Genomic DNA, 15635 nt, shown 5'->3' with positions numbered 1-15635 from the left:
CCGCTTGCCTTCCATCCTGCCCCTCGGAGACCCCGCGCCCGACGACGGCCGGTTCCCTGCCGAGGTCGGCCACCGGATCCACTCTGCGGCGGCCGGCGGCACGCCACGCACCTTCAGCCTGTACGTGCACGTGCCGTTCTGCACCGTGCGCTGCGGCTACTGCGACTTCAACACCTATACGGCCGAGGACCTGGGCCCCGGGGCCTCCCGGTCCTCCTACGCGGACACCGTCCGCGGCGAGCTCGACTTCGCCGCCGAGGCGCTGCGGGCCTCCGGCATCCCGGACCGCGCCCTGGAGACCGTGTTCTTCGGCGGCGGCACCCCCACCCTGCTGCCGGCCTCGGACCTGGTCGGCATCCTCGGGCGCGCCCGGGACGTCTTCGGCCTGGCCGCCGGTGCCGAGGTCAGCACCGAGGCCAATCCTGACTCGGTCACCGCCGCCTCCCTGCAGGAACTGGCGGCCGGCGGCTTCACCCGGGTGTCCTTCGGCATGCAGTCCGCCGTGCCGCACGTGCTGGCCACGCTGGAACGTACCCATCGCCCGGAGAACGTGCCGGCCGCCGTCGCCTGGGCGCGGGAGGCCGGGCTGGAGGTCTCACTGGACCTCATCTACGGGACTCCGGGGGAATCCCTGGACGACTGGCGGACCACCGTCCAGGCCGCCCTGGCCCTGCGGCCCGACCACCTCTCGGCGTACTCGCTGATCGTGGAGGAGGGCACCAAGTTCGGTGCCCAGGTTAAACGCGGTGTGGTCGAGGATGTGGACCCGGATGACCAGGCGGACAAGTACCTGCTGGCCGAACGGCTCTTCGCCGAGGCCGGCTACCGCTGGTACGAGATCTCCAACTGGGCCCTGGACCCCGAGGATGAGGGCATCCACCGGGCCCGGCACAATATGGCCTACTGGCGTGACCAGGACTGGTGGGGTGCCGGCCCCGGCGCGCACTCCCATGTGGCCGGCGTGCGGTTCTGGAACGCCAAGCACCCGGCCGCCTACGCCCAGCGGCTGGCGACCGGCATCTCGCCGTCGGTCGGCCGGGAGGAACCCGACGCCGAGGCGCGGTTCCTGGAACGGGTCATGCTGGGGGTGCGTCTCTCGGAGGGACTGCCCGTGACCGAGCTCGAGGCGGCGCCCGACGGCGGCGTGCAGGCCCGGCAGGAGATCGCCGCGATGATCGGTGAAGGCCTGCTGGACGGGCGTGCCGCGCTGGCCGGCCGGGTGGTACCGACCCTGCAGGGGCGGCTGCTGGACGACGCGATCGTGCGCCGGCTGGCAGGGTTCTGACGCCCGCTCCCGGACTACCGGATCAGGCGCAGGTTCAGCGGGTAGCGGTACGGCCGGCCCTTGTTGCACTGGATGCCGGCGGCCACACCGGAGACCGTCATGAACAGCCACAGCAGCATGGCGACGATCCCGAAGATGCCGCCGACGACCGGGATGAGGGCCAGCAGGTTCGCCACGATCGCCAGCACGGTGGGTGGCAGCGTGAAGTTCAGCGCCTCCTTGGCCTCCTGGGCCGTGAAGGGGCCGCGGTGGCGGAAGACGAGGTAGATCACGAGCGAGGGGATGCACCCGAGGAAGCCGCCGAAGTGCCCGAGGGTGGCCCACTGGCGGTCCTCGGCGGGGGTCAGTGGCTCGGCCTGGTCGGGGGAACCCTGCAGCTGCTGGTCGCGCCGGGGCGCGGCGTGGGGACGCGGGCGGTGGGGTCCGCCGGGCTGCTGCTGAGACACGGCCTGGGCCTTTCCGATCGGGAGTCGTTCGGTCGCCAGTGTACCGCCGTGGCCCCGGAATTCCGTGCACGGCAGGTCAGGGGGCGGGGGCGGGTTCAGTCCCCGGTGGCGGTGAGGAAGTCGATGACCTCCTCCACCCGCCCCAACAGGGAGGGTTCGAGATCCGCGTAGGTGCGCACCTGTGCCAGCAGCCGTTTCCAGCCCAGGCCGACGTCCTCCTTGGTGCGGTGTGGCCAGCCGAGCCCGGCGAGGATGCCCGTCTTCCAGTCCTGGCCCTTGGGCACCACGGGCCAGGCACCGATCCCCAGGACGGCCGGTTTGATGACCTGCCAGACGTCCACATAGGGATGGCCGACGATCAGGACGTTGCCGCGGGCCCCGGGCACCCTCATGGCCTCGGCCGCGATCCGCTCCTCCTTGGACCCGGAGACGAGGTGGTCCACCAGGATGCCCAGACGGCGCTGCGGCCCGGGGGAGAACTCGGTGATGGCACCGGCGAGGTCGTCCACCCCGTGCAGGGGTTCCACCACGATGCCCTCCAGCCTGAGGTCCTCGCCCCAGACCTTCTCCACCAGTTCGGCGTCATGCAGGCCTTCGACCCAGATGCGGGAGGCCCGGGCCGTGCGCGCCCGGGCATTCTCCACGCGGAGTGAGCCCGACGCCGTCCGCAGGGCCTTCCTCGGCGAGGTACCCGCGGCACCCGGGTGGGGGGCCGGGGGCAGGAGTTCCACCGGCTCGCCGTCCACGAGGAACCCGAAGCCGAGGGGGAAGGACTTGGTGCGTCCCCTGCGGTCCTCCAGCACGACCAGGTGGACGCCGCCGGACTTCTCCACCCGCAGCACGGCGCCAGTGAATCCGGTCCCGGTGTCCTCCAGGACGGTGCCCGTGTTCGCCGGAACCTTGGTCACGGTGCGGGCGGCAGGGCGAAACCCGCCATCGAGGGCGCCTGGGCCCCAGCTGTTCCATTCCACGGTTACTCCATTCCACTGACGGACCGACGCTAGCAAGTGGGCCGGATGTTCCGGGGGAGCGGCTCGCTCGAGGGGACGCCCCGATTGGACACAGGTACTAGACTTGGCACTTGAATGTGCCGAGTGCTAAGGACGGACAGGAGGAACCGATGAGCGAACAACCACGTCGCATGCAGGTACTGCAGGCCATCGTGGAGGACTATGTGTCCTCCCGTGAGCCGGTCGGTTCCAAGGCGCTCGTGGACCGCCATCACCTGGGGGTGTCCTCCGCGACCGTGCGCAATGACATGGCGGCGCTGGAGGAGGAGGGGCTGATCGTGGCCCCGCACACCTCCTCGGGCCGGATCCCCACGGACAAGGGATACCGCCTCTTCGTGGACCAGATCTCCGAGGTCAAACCGCTGTCCGCCGCGGAGCGGCGGGCGGTGCAGACCCTGTTGGACGCCACCGGTGACTTCAACGAGATGATGGCCCGCACGGTCCGTGCGCTCGCACAGCTGACCAATCAGGTGGCCGTGCTGCAGTACCCGCACGTGGACTCCTCCACGATCCGTCACCTCGAGTTCGTCTCCCTGGCCCCGAACCGCGCCCTGGTGGTGGTGATCCTGTCCTCCGGGCAGGTGGACCAGCGGGCCTTCCACCTGGAGGCGGAGGCACCAGAGACCTCCGTGGCGGCGCTCAAGCAGCTCTTCCTCCGCTACCTGGACGGCCTCACGCCGGCCCAGGCGGCGGACGGTCTGCGGCTGGCGATGGCCGAGGTTCCGGCGGAGGACCGGGCCCTGGCCCTCGGGTTCGCCGCCCACCTGGACCAGGTGTTCGCGGCCCGCCGGGAAGACCGCATCATCATGTCGGGCACCGCCAACCTGGCCCGGTCCACCGGAGACTTCCCGCTCTCGATCGGACCCATCCTCGAGGCGCTGGAGGAACAGGTCGTCCTGTTGCGCCTGTTGACCGAGATGGAGCAGGATGTGCGTGGCCTCAGCGTGCGGATCGGATCCGAGAACTCGGGGTCCCTGGCCGAGGCCTCCGTCATCGCGGCGGTGTACGGTCCGGGGGCCGGGGCCAAGCTCGGCGTGGTGGGACCCACCCGGATGGACTATCCGGGAACCATGACCGCCGTCAGGGCGGTGGCCCGGTACCTGTCCCGGATCCTGTCCCAGCAGCCGTGACACCGTCCGTCAGGACAGCAGTGAGACCAGCAGCACCAGAGACTTTCTTCACACCATTCACCACCGGAAGGAACACCGCAGACCGTGGCTGACCATTACGAGGTCCTCGGCGTGGGCCGAGACGCCTCCGCCGAGGAGATCAAGCGCGCCTACCGCAAGCAGGCGCGCAAGCTCCACCCTGACGTGAACCCCGCGCCGGAGGCCTCCGACCAGTTCAAGAACGTGACGCGCGCCTACGAGGTCCTCTCGGATCCGGAGAAGCGCCGCAACTATGACGCCACCGGCCATGAGAACGGCACCGGCGGCATGGGTGGTGGATTCGGCGGCGGTGACTTCGGCGGCTTCCAGGACATCTTCGAGACGTTCTTCGGCGGTGGCGGATCCGGCGGTATGGGCGGTGGCATGGGGGGCGGCCCCACCAGCCGCGCCCGCCGTGGCCAGGACGCCCTGATCATGGCCAAGCTCGATCTGCAGGACGCCGTCTTCGGCACGGACAAGACGCTCGAGGTGGACACCGCCGTGGTCTGCCCCACGTGTGACGGCACCTGCTGCCAGCCCGGCACCCACCCGGAGACGTGCACGATCTGCAACGGTCAGGGCGCCATCCGCCGGCCGGTCCGCTCCATCCTGGGCACGGTCATGGCCGCCGAGACCTGTTCCGCCTGCCAGGGGTTCGGCACCGTCATCCCGGACCCGTGCCGCGAGTGCTCCGGGCAGGGGCGCATCCGCCAGCGCACCTCGTTGACCATCAAGATCCCCGCCGGTGTGGCCACCGGCACCCGGATCCAGCTCGCCGGCCGTGGCGAGGCCGGCCCCGGCGGTGGACCCAACGCCGATCTCTACGTGGAGATCGAGGTGCGCCAGCACGAGGTCTTCGTCCGCGACGGTGACCACCTGCTGGCCACCATGAGCGTGCCGATGGCCGCCGCCGCCCTTGGCACCACCCTCACCCTGGACACCTTCGACGGTGAGCAGGAGGTCCCGGTCAAGGCCGGCACCCAGTCCGGCGAGGTCCAGACCCTCAAGGACCTCGGTGTGGGACGGCTGCGCGGCTCCGGCCGCGGCGATCTGAAGGTCACGCTCCGGGTCGAGACACCCACCAAGCTGGACGATGAACAGAAGGCCCTGCTCGAGCAGTTGGCCGTCCTCCGCGGTGAGGACGTGGTCCACGGGACCACGGAGCACCGCGGACTGTTCTCCAAGTTCCGGGACAACTTCAAGAACCTGTGAGCTGAACCATGAGCAACCCGCTCTTCTACGCCGAGCACGGTGCGCTGGCCCCGATCAGGATCGGGGACACTACCGTGCTCACCGGCGCCGAGGCCCGCCACGCCGCCCAGGTCATGCGCCTGGCGCCGGGGGAGCGGGTGGATGTGGCGGACGGCTCGGGTCGGCGCGTGAGCGGTTCCGTGCTGTCCGCCGCCGCCGACCACCTCGAGGTGTCCGCCGAGTCCGTCACGGATGAGCCGTTCCCCACCCCGGAGCTCGTGCTGGTCCAGGCATTGGCGAAGGGTGATCGGGACCTGCTGGCGGTCCAGACCGCCACGGAGCTCGGCCTCGACGCCGTCCACCCCTGGCAGGCCGAGCGGTCCATCGTCCGCTGGAAGGGCGAGAAGGCCGCCAAGGCCGTGGCCAAGTGGGACGCGGCCCTGCTCTCGGCCGCCAAACAGGCGCGCCGCACCCGGGTGCCGCGCACCCAGAAGATGCTCGACGGCGTCGCGGTCGCCTCGGTCTGCGGCCCCGGCACACTGGTGCTCGTCCTGCACGAGGACGCGACGGAGTCCCTGGGTGAGGTGGTCGGTGAGGTGCTGGGCGAGGTGACGGAGGGCTCGGCGCCGCCCGAGAGGATCGTGCTCGTGGTGGGGCCCGAGGGCGGGATCAGCCCCGCCGAGGTCGAGGCCCTGACCGGATCCGGTGGTCGCCTGGTGCTGTTGGGCCGCAATGTCCTGCGGTCCTCCACGGCCGGACCGGCCGCCGTCGCCGTCCTCCAGCATCTGCTGGGCCGGTTCGGGCCGCGGACGTAGACTGACTGTGACATCACCACCCACCAGCGCAGGAGCTGAAGCACCTCCCTTGAGTCTTCCCACGGAACGTGACCAGATCACCATCACCTTCGCCTCAGCGGAGACCATGGTGCGGACCCTCGGACCGCAGGACCTGCTGTTGCGGGTCCTGGACGGCCTGTACCCCGAACTGACCGTCTCCGTGCGAGGAGAGGACCTGGACGTGGAAGGCCCGGACCGGGAGGTGAACCAGGCACGGCAGGTCATCGAGGACCTGCACGCCCTCGCGCGGCGCGGCACCACCGTCACACCCGAGGTGATCGAACAGGTCACCAGCCTGGTCCGCGGCGGCTCCGACGCCGGCGCCTCCGGCCTGCTCTCCGCCTCGATCCTCTCCAGCCGCGGCCGCAAGATCCGGCCGAAGACGCTCAACCAGCAGCAGTACGTGCAGAGCATCGATGAGAACACCATCACCTTCGGCCTCGGACCGGCCGGCACCGGAAAGACCTACCTGGCCATGGCGAAGGCCGTGCAGTCCCTGCAGGCCAAGGAGATCAACCGGATCATCCTCACCCGTCCCGCCGTGGAGGCGGGGGAGCGGCTGGGCTACCTGCCTGGCTCGCTGAGCGAGAAGATCGATCCGTATCTGCGTCCGTTGTATGACGCCCTGCATGACATGGTCGAACCCGAGTCCATCCCCCGGCTGATGGCTGACGCGACCATCGAGGTGGCCCCGCTGGCCTATATGCGCGGCCGTACGCTCAATGACGCGTTCATCATCCTGGACGAGGCGCAGAACACCACGGGGGAGCAGATGAAGATGTTCCTGACGCGTCTGGGTTTCGGCTCCCACATGGTGGTCACGGGGGACACGAGCCAGGTGGACCTGCCGCGGGGCACGGCCTCGGGACTGGCCCAGGCCGTGTCGGTCCTCGAAGGGCTCGACGACATCGCCGTCGTCCGGCTGCAATCCGTGGACGTGGTCCGCCACCGCCTGGTGAGTCGGATCGTGGACGCCTACGAGGAGGGTCCCCATGACCGTTGAGGTCGTCAATGAGTCCGGACTGACGGTGGACGAGGAGGCGATGCTCGCGCTGACCCGGGCCGTCCTGGCGGACCTGCACGTCCACCCGGGGGCGGAGCTCTCCGTGATCTGCGTGGACGAGGCCGCCATGGCCGAGCTCCATGAGGAATGGATGGACCTGCCGGACGCCACGGACGTCATGAGCTTCCCCATGGACGAGCTGCGGCCCGGCACCGCGGACGCACCGAGTCCGGAGGGGCTGCTCGGCGATATCGTGATCTGCCCCCAGGTGGCCGCCGCCCAGGCCGCCCGCGGCGGACACTCCGCCCAGGACGAGGTCCTCCTGCTGCTCACCCATGGGCTGTTGCACCTCCTCGGATTCGACCACGAGGAGGATGAGGAGAAGACCGAGATGTTCGCGCTGCAGCACCGGCTCCTCAGTGGGTTCCTCGGCCGGGACGCCCCGGACCCCACCGAGGACTGATGGTGACCTCCCTGATCCTGGCGGCCCTCCTGGCCGTCCTGCTCTTCCTCGCCTGGACCCTGGGCCTGGCCGAGACCTCCCTCGGCTACCTCTCCCGCAAGGAGGCCGAGGGCATCGCGATGCGCCACCCACGCAGCCCGATCCTGACGGTCATGGCGCGGTTGCCCGAACACCTGCACGCGCTGCGCTTCTGGCGCCTCTTCGCCGAGACCACGGCGGCCGTGGCCGGAACCCTGTTCGTGGGTTCACTGATCCGGGACCTGTGGATCACCGCCGGTGTCTCGGCGGTGCTCATGGTGCTGTTGGCCCTGTTGCTGACGGTGCTGTCCCCCCGTCGCGTCGGAGCGCGGCATGACGTGGCCGCGGCCCAGCGCACCGCGGGGCTCGTCCGGTTCCTCACCGCAGTCCTCGGGCCGCTGCCCGCCCGCGTGGCGGCCCCCGGCCCCCGCTCCGAGGACGAGGAGGAGGAGGCCGCCGAGATCGAGGAGCGGCATTTCCGCGAGTTCGTCTCCCGGGCGCACGACGCCGACGTCCTGGAGGACGCGGAGGCCGAGCTCATCCAGTCCGTCTTCGACATGGGGGACACCCTGGTACGCGCCGTCATGGTGCCCCGCACCGACGTGGTGACCGTGGAGACGGGGACCACGCTGGAGGACGCGATGAACCTCTTCCTGCGTTCGGGTTGCTCGCGCATCCCCCTGATCGGGGACAGCTCCGATGAGGTCTTCGGCATGGTGTACCTCAAGGACGTGGCCTACGCCCTGCACCGCGGGCTGGGTGACGGCGCCGCCGATCCGGCCAGCCCCGTGGACCACGTGGCCCGGGACGTGCGGTTCGTGCCCGAGTCCAAGACCGTGTCCGTGCTGCTGCAGGAACTCCAGCGAGAGTCCACGCACATCGCGATCGTGGTGGACGAGTACGGCGGCACCGCGGGGCTCGTGACCCTCGAGGACCTGATCGAGGAGATCGTCGGGGAGATCTCGGACGAGTACGACCGCCAGGACCGGCCCGAGGTGGAGCTGCTCGGGGACGGTACCTTCACCGTGGACGCTCGCATGAGCATCGACGACTTCGCCGAGACCTTCGGCATGGACCTGGACGACGAGGACGATGTGGACACCGTCGGTGGGCTGCTGGCCAAGACACTGGGCCGCGTTCCGATCCAGGGCTCGCACGTGTCCGTCCAGGGCATCGAGTTGACCGCCGAGTCCCTCCAGGGCCGGCGCAACCGCGTGGCCCGGCTGGTGGTGCGGGTCCCCTCGGCGGCGACCGGCCACCGTCGGCGTCGTCCCGGCACCGACGCACCATCAGCACCCCCTTCCGAACACCAGACGGCGCATCAGACGGCGCATCAGAACCAGTCCCAGGAGAGCCGACCATGACGTCCCTGCTTGATCCCACTGCCGTCCCCGAGGGGTTCCGTGCCGGCTTCGTCTCCTTGGTGGGCCGCCCCAACGCCGGCAAGTCCACCCTGACCAATGCGCTGGTGGGGGAGAAGGTCGCCATCACCTCCTCCAAACCGCAGACCACCCGGCACACCATCCGGGGGATCGTGCACCGGCAGGACTTCCAATTGGTCCTCGTGGACACCCCCGGCCTGCACCGCCCCCGGACGCTGCTCGGTCAGCGGCTGAACGACCTCGTGAACGAGACCCTCGGCCAGGTGGACGCCGTGGGCTTCTGCATCCCTGCGGACGAGAAGATCGGGCCGGGCGACCGCTACATCGCCGCCCAGCTGGCGCTGCTGAACCGCAAGCCCGTGATCGCCCTGGTGACCAAGACGGACAAGGTGAAGCCGGACGCGATCGCCCAGCAGCTGGTCGCCGTCACCGCCCTGGGTGACGAGGTGCTCGGGCCGGAGAACGGCGGAACGGGATTCGCCGCCGTCGTGCCGGTCTCCGCCGTGAAGGGGCACCAGGTCGAGGACGTCGCCACCGTGCTGGCCGAACGACTACCCCTGTCACCGCCGCTGTACCCGGACGGCGAACTGACGGACGAGCCCGAGATGACCATGGTCGGCGAGCTGATCCGCGAGGCCGCACTGGAGGGCGTGCGGGATGAGCTGCCGCACTCCGTGGCCGTGGTGGTCGAGGAGATGAACCCGCGCGAGGGACGCCCCGAGGACAAGCCGCTGCTGGATGTCTACGCCAACGTCTTCGTGGAACGGGACAGCCAGAAGGCCATCATCATCGGCAAGGGCGGCTCCCGGCTCAAGGCCATCGGCTCGACGGCGCGGACCTCCATCGAGAAGCTGCTGGGCACCCCCGTCTACCTGGATCTGAGGGTGAAGGTGGCCAAGGAATGGCAACGCGATCCCAAGCAGCTCGGCCGTCTGGGGTTCTGAGGTTCCGGCGGCGGCGGTTCTGATCGCCCGTCCGATCCGGTGTTAGGCTGGCTCCATGTTCGACCGACTGGACCTCACCGGGATCTCCCCGGACACCGTTGAAGGGCTGCTACTACAGCGCCGCAACGGGGCTGAGCCGTCGGTCGTGGCACCCGCCACGCGCTGACGCACCAGGGTCTTCGCACCTTGGCTGGGCCGGAACCCCGTTGCGGAGTAAGCCCCACGGCCCCGAAGCCAGACCACCCCGGTGCACGAACCGGGTTTCACGAAAGGCAGGCGTCCAGCCCCATGCGCAATTTCCAGAAGACCTCCGGGATGAAGTTCCACAAGTACCTCCCGTTCCAGGACCAGATCGAGGTCAGTCTCCCGGACCGCACCTGGCCGGACCAGGTCATCACGCAGGCGCCCCGCTGGTGTGCGGTGGACCTGAGGGACGGCAACCAGGCCCTCATCGACCCCATGGGCCCGGACCGCAAGATGCGGATGTTCGAACTGCTCGTGAACATGGGTTACAAGGAGATCGAGGTCGGTTTCCCGTCGGCCTCGCAGACCGACTTCGATTTCGTGCGCCAGCTCATCGAGCAGGACCGCATCCCGGAGGACGTCACCATCCAGGTGCTGACCCAGTCCCGGGAGCACCTCATCGAGCGGACCTATGAATCCCTCGAGGGGTGCCACCGGGCCATCGTGCACCTGTACAACTCCACCTCGGTGCTCCAGCGCCGGGTCGTGTTCCGGGAGGACATGGACGGGATCGTGGACATCGCCACCTCCGGGGCCCGGCTCTGCCGGAAGTACGAGGAACAGCTGACGGGCACGGAGATCGTGTACCAGTACTCGCCGGAGTCCTACACGGGCACCGAGCTGGAGTTCGCCGCCCGCATCTCCAACGCGGTGGGGGAGATCCTGGAGGCCTCCACGGACCGCCAGATGATCCTCAACCTGCCGGCCACCGTGGAGATGGCCACGCCCAACGTCTACGCCGACTCGATCGAGTGGATGCACCGCAACCTGGAGAACCGGGACGGCATCATCCTCTCCCTGCACCCCCACAACGACCGCGGGACCGGGGTGGCGGCGGCCGAGCTGGGGTACATGGCCGGCGCGGACCGGATCGAAGGCTGCCTGTTCGGCAACGGCGAGCGGACCGGCAACGTGGACCTCGTGACCTTGGGGATGAACCTGTACAGCCAGGGCGTCGATCCGATGATCGACTTCTCGGACATGGACGGGATCCGCCGCACCGTGGAGTACTGCAACCAGCTGCAGGTCGCCGAGCGTGTCCCCTACGGCGGCGACCTCGTCTTCACCGCCTTCTCCGGCTCGCATCAGGACGCCATCAAGAAAGGCCTCGAGGCGATGGACGTGGACGCCGCGGCCGCCGGCACGGACCGGGACGGCATCCCTTGGGCCGTGCCCTACCTGCCCATCGACCCGCAGGACATCGGCCGGTCCTACGAGGCCGTCATCCGTGTCAACTCCCAGTCCGGCAAGGGCGGGGTGGCCTACCTGCTCAAGGCCGAGCACAACCTGGACCTGCCGCGCCGCGCCCAGATCGAGTTCTCCCACGTCATCCAGACCATGGCCGACTCCCAGGGTGGCGAGGTGACCGGGGACCAGCTGTGGGACGTCTTCCGGGATGAGTACCTGCCGGCCGAGGACTCGGCCGATGACAGCGCCCGGTGGGGCCGCTACCGCCTGGGCGACGTCAGCTCGCACACCGCCGAGGACGGCAGCTTCACCATGACCGCTGAGGCGGACGTGGACGGGGTCAAGCGCGTGCGCACCGTCACCGCCAACGGCCCGATCGCGGCCTTGGTCAAGATCTTCGGTGACGAAGGCCTGGACATCCGCGTGCTGGACTACTCCGAGCATGCGCTGTCCGAGGGCGGTTCGGCCATGGCCGCCGCCTACGTGGAGTGCGCCGTGGGTGACCGCGTCCTCTGGGGCGCGGGGCTCGACTACAACACCACCATGGCGTCGCTGAAGGCCGTGGTGTCCGCCGTGAACCGCGCGCTGCGGGACGATGAGGAGTTGGCACTGGCTCTCCAGTCCCCGGCCCGGGGTTCGGTTCCGCAGGCCTGATGGCCCGGCGCGGGGCCGGCTACGCGGCGAACAGCTACCGCACGGACGCCCTGGTCCTGCGCACCTACACGCTGGGTGAGGCGGACCGTATCATCGTGCTGCTGACCCCCGGCCACGGCCAGATCCGGGCCGTGGCCAAGGGGGTGCGCCGGACGAGCTCCAAATTCGGGGCCACCCTGGAGCCCTTCATGCTCTCCCGGCTGCAACTGGTCCACGGCCGGAACCTGGACATCATCACCCAGGCTGAATCCGTGAGCCCGTACGGTCAACGGATCGCCCAGGACTATGACGCCTATGCCGCCGCCTCCGCCATGGTGGAGACCGCGGAGCGGCTCACCGCGGCGGAGATCGGTGAACACGGCGGCGGCGTGGAGGCCGGCAGCCAGTACCGGCTGCTGCACGGCGCCCTGGCCGCCCTCGCCCGGGGGGTCCGCGCGCCCCGACTGCTGCTGGACTCCTATCTGCTGCGCTCCCTAGCCACCGCCGGCTGGGCCGCGAGCTTCACCGACTGCGCCCGGTGCGGCGCGCCGGGGCCCCACCGCTCCGTCAACGTCACCCTGGGCGGCAGCGTCTGCGATGACTGCCGTCCCCCCGGATCCGCCACCCCGGCCCCGGGCACCGTCACCCTGCTCGCCGCCCTGGTCTCGGGGCAGTGGGACACGGCGGAGGCCTCAGAGGAGGCCTCCCGCCGGGAGGCGGCCGGTATTGTGGCGGGGTACCTCCAGTTCCACCTGGAACGCCGTCTGAAGTCCCTGGCCGTGATGGACCAGAGCAGTCACCCGTCCGCCCGCCAGCATCCCTGAACCCGAGGACCCGCCGCATGCCCTCCCGTCCCGCTCCCAGCGCCGGTCACGTCGATCCGTACCCGCATCCCTCGGGGGTCCAGCCGCCGCGGATCCCGCAGCGGTTCATCCCCCGCCATGTGGCCATCGTGATGGACGGGAACGGCCGGTGGGCCAATCAGCGGGGGCTGCCCCGCACGGAGGGCCACCGGGCCGGGGAGGCGGCCCTGCTGGACGTGATGGCCGGCGCCGTGCAGCTGGGCATCGAGTACGTCAGCGTCTACGCGTTCTCCACCGAGAACTGGAAACGTTCCCCGGACGAGGTCCGCTTCCTGATGGGCTTCTCCCGTGACGTGTTGCGCCGGCAGCGGGACACCCTGGACTCCTGGGGCGTCCGCATCCGCTGGAACGGCCGGCGTCCCCGGCTGTGGACCTCCGTCATCAAAGAACTCGAGGCCGCCGAGGAACAGACCCGGGACAACACCCGCTGCCACCTGACCATGTGCGTCAACTACGGCTCCCGGGCCGAGATCACGGATGCGGTGCAGGCCATCGCCCGCGAGGTCGAGGCGGGACGGTTGAGGTCCTCCGGCATCCGGGAGGAGACCATCACCCGCCACCTGGATGAACCGGACGTGCCGGACGTCGACCTGTTCCTGCGGACCTCCGGGGAGCAACGGCTGTCCAACTTCCTGCTCTGGCAGTCGGCCTACGCCGAACTCGTCTTCCTGGACACCCTGTGGCCGGACGTGGACCGCACCACCCTCTGGGATGCCGTGGAGGTCTATGCGCGCCGCGACCGCCGGTACGGTGGCGCAGTGGATCAGGCCGGTTCGCCAGCCGGGTCGGGACCTTCCGGCACGGCATAGGTGCCCATCCACCGGAACATCTCGTGGGCCGCCTGCCTCCGGATGGACTGCGGTGAGGCCATCACGTCATGCAGCGCCCCGGTATGGCGGACCACCGTGACGTGCCGGCTCAGCCGGGTGGATCGCTGGGCCAGGATCTCCACGTCCAGCACGATGTCCGCAGCGGTCATGTCCTGCCGCCAGGACGGGGCGAACACCGTGCGGTCCGAGAGCATCACGTAGACCGGCTCGGTGAGTCCGAGCCCGGCCGCCACCCTGGCATGGCCGGCCATCACGGCCTTCAGCCAGCCGCCGGGCACCTCGAAGGCATACTGCGGACGCCACAGCGGGTGCAGGTCCCAGTCTCCGTCCGCCGCCGCGGAGACCGTCCTCCAGTAGTGGTCCACCCGCGGCAGTTTGAGGAAGTTCTTGGGCTGCAGCCGCACCACCGGGTCCAGCACCGCCGAGGCCATGTGGCGGACCAGGGCGGAGCCCTGCATCTCCAGCCACGGGCTGTTCAGCACGAGGGCCCTCGCCCGGCCGGGGTGCCGGTCGGCCCACAGGGCCAGGGTCAGTCCGCCGGTGGAATGTCCCATCAGCACCGGCCGACGCGGGTGGTCCCGCGCGATGATGCGCAGGGCCCGGCCGATCTCGTCGTCATAGACCTCGAGGCTCTCTGCCCAGCCCGGGGTCTGGCCCGGGCGCAGCGAGCGGCCGTACTTGCGCAGGTCCAGGGCGTGGAAGGCATAGCCGCGCTCGGCGAAGAGGCGCGCCAGCGGCGCGTTGTAGAAGTAGTCGGACCAGCCGTGGACATACAACACCGGGATGCCCGACGCCGGCCCGTCGCCGTGGGTCTGGACGGTGCGGTCCCCGGGTGCCATCCGGATCAGGGTCGCGGCGTTGGGCCCCTCCTCATCCACCTCCAGCGGGATGGTCTGGCGCTCGAAGCCCGGCAGGATGTCCGGGACCCACACCCCGGGAGGGGAATCGGCCAGCAGCGCACCGGGAACAGGTCCCTCGGCGGGGGAGAAGGGGGTGTCCATAGGAACGTCATGGTACGTGGCGCAATGTGGACCCGACCACCGGGGGAATCGTGGTTCCATAAGGGACATGACTGCACTGCCCCCGTTGCCCCGTGTGTACCCCGCGTTCTTCAAGGCCGCCTTCCAGGGCATGGACGCCGAGCGGGCCCATCACGTCGGCTTCTCCCTGATCCGTGCGGCCGAGGCCAGCGGCACCTCCGCGGCGCTACGGCGGGCCACCCGGCCGTCGAAGGATCTGGCCACCCGGGTGATGGGGCTGGACTTCCCCTCACCCTTCGGGCTGGCCGCCGGTTTCGACAAGCAGGGGCTGGGCACCGCCGCCCTGGCGGACCTGGGCTTCGGGCACATCGAGGTCGGCACCATCACGGGCCAGCCCCAGCCCGGGAACCCCGCTCCACGGCTCTTCCGGCTGGTGGAGGACCGGGCGCTGATCAACCGGATGGGCTTCAACAATGACGGTGCCGCGGCCGTCGCCCCCCGGCTGAGGAGGACCCGGACCGTCTTGACGAAGCGCTTCGGCCGGCGCCGTCCCGTGCTGGGGGTCAACATCGGCAAGACCAAGGCGGTGCCGCTCGAGGACGCCACCGGCGACTACCTGGCCTCGACCGCCGCGTTGGCGCTCCATGCCGACTACCTCGTGGTCAACGTGTCCTCGCCCAACACGCCCGGGCTGCGCCAGCTGCAGGACATCGAGGCGCTGGCCCCGCTGCTGGCCGCCGTGCGGAGGGAAGCGGACCGGACCACCGGCCGCCACGTCCCGCTGGCCGTCAAGATCGCCCCGGACCTCGCGGATGAGGACGTCGACGAGGTTGCGGCCATGGCCGTCGAGATGAAGCTGGACGGCGTGATCGCCACGAACACCACGATCTCCCGCGCCGGGCTGGCCACCCCGGAGGCCGAGGTGGAGGCCATGGGGGCCGGTGGACTGTCCGGAGCGCCCCTGAAGGAGCGGTCCCTGGAGGTGCTGGGCCGGCTCCGGGGAGCCCTGCCGGAGGAGGTGGCGCTGATCTCCGTCGGCGGGGTGACCACCGGTGCCGAGGTCCGTGAGCGGCTCGAGCTCGGAGCCGATCTGGTGCAGGGCTACACGGCCTTCCTCTACGAGGGACCGTTCTGGGCCGCCCGCATCAATCGCGAGCTCGCCGGTTAGCAGG

At 70.0% G+C, this 15635-nt stretch carries 15 protein-coding genes; 12 read left to right on the top strand and 3 right to left on the bottom strand.

All coding sequences use genetic code 11. The features are described 5' to 3' along the window. The first annotated feature begins 4 nt into the window (after window positions 1–4). Window positions 5–1285 (top strand): radical SAM family heme chaperone HemW, encoded by a 1281-nt coding sequence (gene hemW / locus ACSU1G_RS09895; RefSeq protein ID WP_439279750.1) that lies wholly within the window; start codon window positions 5–7, stop codon window positions 1283–1285. 14 nt (window positions 1286–1299) lie between these two features. Here the strand turns inward: hemW and ACSU1G_RS09890 are convergent, their stop codons facing one another. Together ACSU1G_RS09890 and ACSU1G_RS09885 are read right to left on the bottom strand one after the other, a co-directional pair. Further along, window positions 1300–1731 carry a DUF4870 domain-containing protein gene (locus tag ACSU1G_RS09890; RefSeq protein WP_439279749.1) on the bottom strand — a complete coding sequence of 144 codons (432 nt, stop codon included), beginning with the start codon at window positions 1729–1731 and terminating at the stop codon, window positions 1300–1302. A 95-nt stretch (window positions 1732–1826) separates the two neighbouring features. Then, on the bottom strand, window positions 1827–2702 hold the full coding sequence (locus ACSU1G_RS09885; RefSeq protein ID WP_439279748.1) for a DUF3097 family protein: 876 nt from the start codon (window positions 2700–2702) through the stop codon (window positions 1827–1829). 149 nt (window positions 2703–2851) lie between these two features. Here ACSU1G_RS09885 and hrcA point away from each other — a divergent pair, with 149 nt between their 5' ends. The 10 genes from hrcA (at window position 2852) to ACSU1G_RS09835 (ending at window position 13462) form a co-directional block, all read left to right on the top strand. Then, window positions 2852–3871, top strand: a complete 1020-nt coding sequence (hrcA, locus tag ACSU1G_RS09880; protein WP_439279747.1) for a heat-inducible transcriptional repressor HrcA — start codon at window positions 2852–2854, stop codon at window positions 3869–3871. Between the two features lie 84 nt (window positions 3872–3955). Next, on the top strand, window positions 3956–5101 hold the full coding sequence (gene dnaJ / locus ACSU1G_RS09875; protein ID WP_439279746.1) for a molecular chaperone DnaJ: 1146 nt from the start codon (window positions 3956–3958) through the stop codon (window positions 5099–5101). A gap of 8 nt (window positions 5102–5109) precedes the next feature. Continuing rightward, window positions 5110–5895, top strand: a complete 786-nt coding sequence (locus tag ACSU1G_RS09870) for a 16S rRNA (uracil(1498)-N(3))-methyltransferase (RefSeq protein ID WP_439279745.1) — start codon at window positions 5110–5112, stop codon at window positions 5893–5895. A gap of 106 nt (window positions 5896–6001) precedes the next feature. After that, window positions 6002–6919, top strand: coding sequence for a PhoH family protein (locus tag ACSU1G_RS09865; RefSeq protein WP_439279953.1), 918 nt, complete (start codon window positions 6002–6004; stop codon window positions 6917–6919). After that, a complete protein-coding gene (gene ybeY / locus ACSU1G_RS09860; RefSeq protein ID WP_439279744.1) occupies window positions 6909–7382 on the top strand; it encodes an rRNA maturation RNase YbeY in 474 nt (157 codons plus the stop codon). The genes ACSU1G_RS09865 and ybeY overlap by 11 nt, the downstream gene beginning before the upstream one ends. Further along, window positions 7382–8764 carry a hemolysin family protein gene (locus ACSU1G_RS09855; protein ID WP_439279743.1) on the top strand — a complete coding sequence of 461 codons (1383 nt, stop codon included), beginning with the start codon at window positions 7382–7384 and terminating at the stop codon, window positions 8762–8764. Before ybeY ends, ACSU1G_RS09855 begins: the two co-directional genes overlap by 1 nt. Continuing rightward, on the top strand, window positions 8761–9726 hold the full coding sequence (gene era / locus ACSU1G_RS09850) for a GTPase Era (RefSeq protein ID WP_439279742.1): 966 nt from the start codon (window positions 8761–8763) through the stop codon (window positions 9724–9726). Before ACSU1G_RS09855 ends, era begins: the two co-directional genes overlap by 4 nt. 288 nt (window positions 9727–10014) lie before the next feature. Next, window positions 10015–11811 (top strand): 2-isopropylmalate synthase, encoded by a 1797-nt coding sequence (gene leuA, locus ACSU1G_RS09845; protein WP_439279741.1) that lies wholly within the window; start codon window positions 10015–10017, stop codon window positions 11809–11811. Beyond that, complete coding sequence (recO, locus tag ACSU1G_RS09840; RefSeq protein ID WP_439279740.1) at window positions 11811–12614, top strand: DNA repair protein RecO; 804 nt, start codon at window positions 11811–11813, stop codon at window positions 12612–12614. The genes leuA and recO overlap by 1 nt, the downstream gene beginning before the upstream one ends. Before the next feature lie 17 nt (window positions 12615–12631). Beyond that, complete coding sequence (locus ACSU1G_RS09835) at window positions 12632–13462, top strand: isoprenyl transferase (protein ID WP_439279739.1); 831 nt, start codon at window positions 12632–12634, stop codon at window positions 13460–13462. Here the strand turns inward: ACSU1G_RS09835 and ACSU1G_RS09830 are convergent. Beyond that, the gene (locus ACSU1G_RS09830; RefSeq protein WP_439279738.1) at window positions 13417–14484 is read right to left on the bottom strand and encodes an alpha/beta hydrolase; all 1068 of its coding nucleotides are present in this window, start codon (window positions 14482–14484) and stop codon (window positions 13417–13419) included. The genes ACSU1G_RS09835 and ACSU1G_RS09830 overlap by 46 nt on opposite strands. A gap of 67 nt (window positions 14485–14551) precedes the next feature. On the opposite strand from ACSU1G_RS09830, the gene ACSU1G_RS09825 reads away from it, so the two are divergent. After that, the gene (locus tag ACSU1G_RS09825; RefSeq protein ID WP_439279737.1) at window positions 14552–15631 is read left to right on the top strand and encodes a quinone-dependent dihydroorotate dehydrogenase; all 1080 of its coding nucleotides are present in this window, start codon (window positions 14552–14554) and stop codon (window positions 15629–15631) included. The last annotated feature ends 4 nt before the right edge of the window (window positions 15632–15635 follow it).

This window comes from Microbacterium sp. A93 (assembly GCF_051842835.1).
The sequence above is the reverse complement of the archived record's forward strand: the minus strand, read 5'-3'. Positions and strand labels throughout refer to the sequence as shown.

What these genes read in the sequence shown, in the direction of transcription:
- ACSU1G_RS09870 (WP_439279745.1), top strand. Translation starts at nt 5,110, where the DNA reads ATGAGCAACCCGCTCTTCTACGCCGAGCACGGTGCGCTGGCCCCGATC.
- leuA (WP_439279741.1), top strand. Translation starts at nt 10,015, where the DNA reads ATGCGCAATTTCCAGAAGACCTCCGGGATGAAGTTCCACAAGTACCTC.
- recO (WP_439279740.1), top strand. Translation starts at nt 11,811, where the DNA reads ATGGCCCGGCGCGGGGCCGGCTACGCGGCGAACAGCTACCGCACGGAC.
- ybeY (WP_439279744.1), top strand. Translation starts at nt 6,909, where the DNA reads ATGACCGTTGAGGTCGTCAATGAGTCCGGACTGACGGTGGACGAGGAG.
- ACSU1G_RS09865 (WP_439279953.1), top strand. Translation starts at nt 6,002, where the DNA reads ATGGTGCGGACCCTCGGACCGCAGGACCTGCTGTTGCGGGTCCTGGAC.
- ACSU1G_RS09830 (WP_439279738.1), bottom strand. Translation starts at nt 14,484, where the DNA reads ATGGACACCCCCTTCTCCCCCGCCGAGGGACCTGTTCCCGGTGCGCTG.
- ACSU1G_RS09825 (WP_439279737.1), top strand. Translation starts at nt 14,552, where the DNA reads ATGACTGCACTGCCCCCGTTGCCCCGTGTGTACCCCGCGTTCTTCAAG.
- era (WP_439279742.1), top strand. Translation starts at nt 8,761, where the DNA reads ATGACGTCCCTGCTTGATCCCACTGCCGTCCCCGAGGGGTTCCGTGCC.
- hrcA (WP_439279747.1), top strand. Translation starts at nt 2,852, where the DNA reads ATGAGCGAACAACCACGTCGCATGCAGGTACTGCAGGCCATCGTGGAG.
- ACSU1G_RS09835 (WP_439279739.1), top strand. Translation starts at nt 12,632, where the DNA reads ATGCCCTCCCGTCCCGCTCCCAGCGCCGGTCACGTCGATCCGTACCCG.
- ACSU1G_RS09855 (WP_439279743.1), top strand. Translation starts at nt 7,382, where the DNA reads ATGGTGACCTCCCTGATCCTGGCGGCCCTCCTGGCCGTCCTGCTCTTC.